This is a genomic window from Okeania sp. SIO2C2 (assembly GCF_010692625.1).
In the GTDB taxonomy this organism is placed as follows: domain Bacteria; phylum Cyanobacteriota; class Cyanobacteriia; order Cyanobacteriales; family Microcoleaceae; genus Okeania; species Okeania hirsuta.
In genome coordinates this window covers 1-1232 of the sequence record NZ_JAAHGM010000172.1, presented here as the reverse complement: position 1 = coordinate 1232, position 1232 = coordinate 1, and the positions used below count along the sequence as shown (strand labels likewise).

At 39.1% G+C, this 1232-nt stretch carries 3 protein-coding genes; all 3 read left to right on the top strand.

Translation table 11 applies throughout. The features are described 5' to 3' along the window. The first annotated feature begins 107 nt into the window (after positions 1 to 107). From F6K18_RS36200 to F6K18_RS36190, 3 genes are read left to right on the top strand one after another with little or no spacing between them, the layout of a single operon-like run. Positions 108 to 455, top strand: a complete 348-nt coding sequence (locus F6K18_RS36200; protein ID WP_287528212.1) for a hypothetical protein — start codon at positions 108 to 110, stop codon at positions 453 to 455. Further along, complete coding sequence (locus F6K18_RS36195) at positions 442 to 987, top strand: RNA-guided endonuclease TnpB family protein (protein WP_287528209.1); 546 nt, start codon at positions 442 to 444, stop codon at positions 985 to 987. Before F6K18_RS36200 ends, F6K18_RS36195 begins: the two co-directional genes overlap by 14 nt. Before the next feature lie 19 nt (positions 988 to 1006). Then, the gene (locus F6K18_RS36190) at positions 1007 to 1168 is read left to right on the top strand and encodes a zinc ribbon domain-containing protein (protein WP_287528207.1); all 162 of its coding nucleotides are present in this window, start codon (positions 1007 to 1009) and stop codon (positions 1166 to 1168) included. The last annotated feature ends 64 nt before the right edge of the window (positions 1169 to 1232 follow it).

Genomic DNA, 1232 nt, shown 5'->3' with positions numbered 1-1232 from the left:
TTAAGGATGTACCCATGAAAAGGGACGTTTAGGAGAGGAGCCGTGATGAGGTGAAAGTCTCACGTCCGGTTCTGAAGACGAGCAAACCCTATAAAGGACAACCGGAAATGGGTCTGCTTAGTTTAACAATTGGGGTAAAAGGTCTGTGGAATGCTGCAGTTCGAGATGGTTATAAGCCAAATTCCCGTAAGCTTAGAGAGGTTTTTACCAATCACACAAAACCCCTCTACCCCTGGATGAAAAACTTATCGTCTAAAGTTTATCAATATGCTTTTATTAACTTGGGTGAAGCATTTAAAAGGTTTTTTCAAGGTCTAGGTAAATACCCAAGATTTAAGAAGAAAGGTAGGTCTGATTCATTCACAATAGATAATTGCGGAAAGCCAATAGAATTAAACGGATGGAGTCACAAATTACCTTTTCTTGGTATTGTGAAAACTTATGAACAAGAGTGAAGCAACAACTCAAAAAATAACTATCAGCAGACAAGCTGGTGATTGGTATATAAGTTTAGCTTTTGAATTTACTCCGAGTGTAACTTCAACTTCTACAGAAGTTGTAGGTGTAGATTTAGGAATTAAGACACTAGCAACACTAAGTACTGGTGAAGTCTTCGAGAGTGTTAAGCCTTACAAAAAAGCGCAAAACAGATTAGCTAAGTTACAACGACAACTGAGTAGGAAAGTTAAGCATTCAAGCAATTGGTACAAAGCTGTAATCAAGCTAGCCAAACAACATAGACGAGTAGCTAATATCCGTAAAGATGCACTTGATAAATTGACAACTTATGTAGCCAAAAACCACGGCACTGTTGTGATTGAAGATTTGAATGTATCTGGAATGTTAGCTAACCATAAGCTGGCTAAGTCAATAGCCGACCAAGGATTTTATGAGTTTAGAAGACAGCTAGAATACAAGTGTCAATGGTACGACTGTGAATTGGTAGTAGTAGACAGATTTTTTCCGTCTTCGCTCGACTTGCTCTAATTGTGGTCATGTACAGGATATGCCTTTAAACATCAGAATTTATGACTGCCCAGAATGCGGTATATCAATTGAGAGAGACTTGAATGCCTCAATTAATTTAAGAAATGCGGTCGGCTTGACCGTTGATGCCTGTGGACGGAGTGCTGCTGACAGTTCCGGTAGTTTGCGTAGCATTCCGTAGGAAAGCAGGAAGTAAACAGTAAAATGTCGCTATATGACCTTTTATGTCGGTTTTATGAAGCAGT

What these genes read in the sequence shown, in the direction of transcription:
- F6K18_RS36200 (WP_287528212.1), top strand. Translation starts at nt 108, where the DNA reads ATGGGTCTGCTTAGTTTAACAATTGGGGTAAAAGGTCTGTGGAATGCT.
- F6K18_RS36195 (WP_287528209.1), top strand. Translation starts at nt 442, where the DNA reads ATGAACAAGAGTGAAGCAACAACTCAAAAAATAACTATCAGCAGACAA.
- F6K18_RS36190 (WP_287528207.1), top strand. Translation starts at nt 1,007, where the DNA reads ATGCCTTTAAACATCAGAATTTATGACTGCCCAGAATGCGGTATATCA.